Source organism: Rhizobium sp. UFLA01-1127, assembly GCF_059803845.1.
This window is the reverse complement of sequence record NZ_JAUQTZ010000253.1, coordinates 1-3661: the sequence shown is the minus strand read 5'-3', so window position 1 is coordinate 3661 and position 3661 is coordinate 1. Positions and strand designations below refer to the sequence as shown.

Sequence of the window (3661 nt, the reverse complement as noted above, 5' to 3'; positions counted from 1 at the left end):
TCGTCATGCTGTTTGCCCATGAGAGCCAGAAGGCTGTGCTCGATTATCTCGGCGGCCTTTCCGGCCACGGCGTCGCCAGCGTGCTCAATGACGGCCGCGAAGTGATCGGCCGCGAGGCCTCCGGCGGCTTCGTGCCGCTGTTCATGACCATGGGACGCCTCAACTCCTCGAACGGCTACTGCGCCGTCATCCGCGACATCACGCAATGGAAGCGGACCGAGGAAGAGCTGCGCAACGCCAAGCGCGCCGCCGAAACCGCCAATGCCCACAAGACGGATTTTCTTGCCCGCGTCAGCCATGAAATCCGCACGCCGCTCAATGCCATCATCGGCTTTTCCGACATGATGGCCGGCGAGCGCTTCGGGCCGATCGGCCATTCGCGCTACATCGAATATGCGACCGATATCGGCCGCTCCGGGCGGCATGTTCTCGACATCGTCAACGATCTCCTCGACATCTCGAAGATCGAAGCCGGCGAGATGGATCTGGATTTTGCATCCGTCGGTCTGAACGAAGCGATCACCGAAGCGGTGTCGCTGGTGCAGCCGCAGGCCAACAGCCAGCGCGTCATCATCCGCACAGCCCTGTCGCAGGCCGTGCCGAATGTCGTGGCCGACCTGCGCTCGATCAAGCAGATCGCGCTCAACATCCTCTCCAACGCCATCCGCTTCACGCCGTCGGGCGGCCAGATCGTCGTCTCCACCTCCTATGAAGGCAATGGCAGCGTCGTGATGCGCATCCGGGATACCGGTGTCGGCATGACACGCACGGAGCTGGAGCAGGCGATGAAACCTTTCCGGCAGGTCTCGACCAATTCCCGCAAGCGCGGCGACGGCACCGGCCTCGGCCTGCCGCTGACCAAGGCCATGGTCGACGCCAACCGGGCGACCTTCTCGATCAGCTCGGCCCCGAACGAGGGTACGCTGGTCGAGATCACCTTTCCGTCGCAGAGGGTACTGGCGAATTGAGAGGGATTGTCAGCCCGTAATCAAAACCAGAGGTCACGCACGCACCGTCCTTTGGAAGGAAGGTCTTCAAGCGTATCCAGTCCATCGAAATGATCGATGGGTAGATCAGCGACAAGATCCGGCGGCGCCAGCCGCACGTTGACCGCCATGCGCCGGCGGCCATCCTTTTGCAGTCGCAGGCTGCGCCAGCTCACGACGCAGGCGCAGGACGGGCAGAACAGTATCTCGAGAGACGGCTTGTCCTTGCCGGCGCGGGTATAGGAGGCAGTCTGGCCACTGATGAAGACCCGCTCTCCTTCGTAGTCGTAGGCCCACAGCGTGCCGTAGCGCCGGCAGAGCGTGCAGTTGCAGGCCGTGATCGAGCCTGGATCGCCTGCAAGCGTCCAACCCGCCTCACCGCAGTGACATGAGCCGATCAGCATAAGTGGGCCGCTCCATTTGGATCCCTCAGTTAAAGGCAACATTCTGCCTTCAATCAGCTCAGCTCGCCAAAGCCAGTCCCCCATAACGGCTGATCTCGCTCTCGATCTCCCCGATGAGCGTATCGAGCGCGGGATTTCTTGCCTTGCGGCCGCGACGCGCCACATAGGCCAACGCCGGCGGCGCAGGCAGGTCTTGGGTGATGATCTCCATGTCCGGCTGCAAATGGCGACCGTTCAGTAATGCTACGCCCAGGCCCGAGGTCACCGCCGCAATAATCCCTGCGGCGCTCGAGCATTCGAATACGGTTTCAAGAACGACGCCACCGTCCTGTCCGATATCGAGTGCCCAACGGCGGTAGAAGCATTCATCATCGAAGGACAGAAAAGGAACCGGCCCGCCTTGCGGCAACAACAGGTCCGGATGCTTGACCCAATGCAGCTGCTCGCGAAAGAGAACGACGTCGGTCGGGCGAACCTCATGGGCGAAGACCTGGATAATGGCTGCGTCAAGCTCTCCCCGCTCCAGCATTCCACGCAGGATGAGGCTCATGCGGACCTTGGTGCGCACTGAGACGTTCGGGTGCAGGCGGCGGAAGCGCCCCAATATGCGGGCAAGGTCGGTGCAGGTCGTATCCTCGGTGAGGCCGAGGGCAACGCGGCCGGCAAGCGATGTCTTCGAGATGCTCAGCAGCGCCTCGTCATGAAGGCCGAGGATGCGGCCGGCGTAATCAAGCAGATCCTCGCCGGCTGCGGTGAACATTGGCGCTCCGGACTTGCGGCTCAAGAGAGCGCAGTCGAGGCTCGTCTCAAGCCGCTTGATCTTGTGGCTGACGGCGGATTGCGACAGGCCCAAGGCTTCCGCTGCGCGGGTAATGCCGCCGTGATGGCGTATCGCCCATAATGCGCGCAGCGCGTCGATTTCCAAGCGTCGGCTGGTGAATTCGGTCACGGCAATTCCGGTCAGATGATAGTCCTGCAAAAGAATGCCCGTTTCGTCGGCATCTTGCAAATCATCATGAACCTTAAAACTGAGATGTCATGCCATGATCGATATTTGTCATGTGTCATCGAGCGAGCGCTCGCTTATGGCTGAGCCGTGAAAGCCATTCGATCGGGAGTCCGATGACAGACCAAAGCCTATCGCAGCCCTCGCCGACCGAACGCCGTTTCCTTTGGCCCTTGATGGCCGCGCTCCTGATCGTCAGCTGGAGTTCCGGCTTCATCGGCATTCGCTATGCCAGCCAGGAGGCAAGCGTCATGCTGCTCCTGTTCTGGCGCACGCTTGTTTCGGGTTTGATCCTGCTGCCTTTTGCTCTGACGATCGGAACGCGGATGCGGATGCGCGCGATTGCCGAGCAGATGCTGTTCGGGGTGATGGCGGTCTTTCTCTACCTCGGCGGATTTGCACTGGCGATCGAACAGCGGGTGCCAACGGGACTGGTGGCGCTGATCTCCGATCTGCTGCCGCTCGCCATTGCGGCCCTCTCCCAACCGGTCCTGGGGGAGCGCCTGAGCGGACGCCAATGGCTTGGAACGGCGATCGCAGTCGCTGGCGTGCTGATTGTGTCATTGGACAGCCTTACCTTCGGCTCGGCCCCCATCTGGGCCTATGGATTGACCGTCGGGTCCATGCTCGTCTTTGCCTTCGCATCGGTTCTGCACAAGCGGCGGCGGACTGGACATATGCCAGTTCATCAAAGCCTCTGCATCCATACCCTGACGGCTTCGGCGCTCTTCGGAATCTGCGCCATGATGCAGGGTAATCTCGCCCCGCCGATGACCCGCAGCTTCGCGATCGGCATCATATGGCTGGTGCTGATCGCAACCTTTGTCGCCTATTCGGTCTACTATACCAGCCTGCGCCTCCTCCCGGTGACGCAGGTCAGCGCGGCCATCTATCTCAGCCCGCCGGCGACCATGCTCTGGGCCTGGGCCTTGTTTTCCGAACCGCTGACGACCGCAATGTTCGTGGGATTGGCGGTGACGCTGGCGGGCGTTTGGCTGACATCTCGCGGTTGACACGGCGAACGCCTCCTTTCGTCAGGAAGCAAGGACGGTCCAGCCGACACCCAAAGCGGCAGATGTCAGCAAAGTCGTTATCACGGACATCTTCAGGCGAAAGATGGCCGCCGCGGCCAGTAGGGTCAGTATGAGCGAGGGCGATGAAAGCGAAGCCAGGACGGGCGTGTCGATCCTCCAAGAACCGTAGGTGAAGCTCGTGGTCTCACGGAACAGCACATGGAGCCCAAACCAAATGGCAAGGTTCAGGAT

4 protein-coding genes and 1 pseudogene are annotated in these 3661 nt (G+C 61.3%); 2 read left to right on the top strand and 3 right to left on the bottom strand.

Annotated elements, in window-relative coordinates; all coding sequences use genetic code 11:
- The coding region (locus Q4Q11_RS31250; RefSeq protein ID WP_498571912.1) for a sensor histidine kinase at positions 1–968 on the top strand (968 nt) is incomplete at its 5' end.
- A gap of 20 nt (positions 969–988) precedes the next feature.
- Here the strand turns inward: Q4Q11_RS31250 and Q4Q11_RS31245 are convergent.
- Both Q4Q11_RS31245 and Q4Q11_RS31240 read right to left on the bottom strand, forming a co-directional pair.
- On the bottom strand, positions 989–1390 hold the full coding sequence (locus Q4Q11_RS31245) for a GFA family protein (RefSeq protein ID WP_498571911.1): 402 nt from the start codon (positions 1388–1390) through the stop codon (positions 989–991).
- A 58-nt stretch (positions 1391–1448) separates the two neighbouring features.
- On the bottom strand, positions 1449–2339 hold the full coding sequence (locus Q4Q11_RS31240) for a LysR family transcriptional regulator (protein WP_112513027.1): 891 nt from the start codon (positions 2337–2339) through the stop codon (positions 1449–1451).
- Between the two features lie 173 nt (positions 2340–2512).
- On the opposite strand from Q4Q11_RS31240, the gene Q4Q11_RS31235 reads away from it, so the two are divergent.
- On the top strand, positions 2513–3409 hold the full coding sequence (locus Q4Q11_RS31235) for a DMT family transporter (RefSeq protein WP_113213860.1): 897 nt from the start codon (positions 2513–2515) through the stop codon (positions 3407–3409).
- A 21-nt stretch (positions 3410–3430) separates the two neighbouring features.
- Here the strand turns inward: Q4Q11_RS31235 and Q4Q11_RS31230 are convergent.
- Positions 3431–3661: pseudogene (locus Q4Q11_RS31230) on the bottom strand (chromate transporter); the annotation flags it as partial.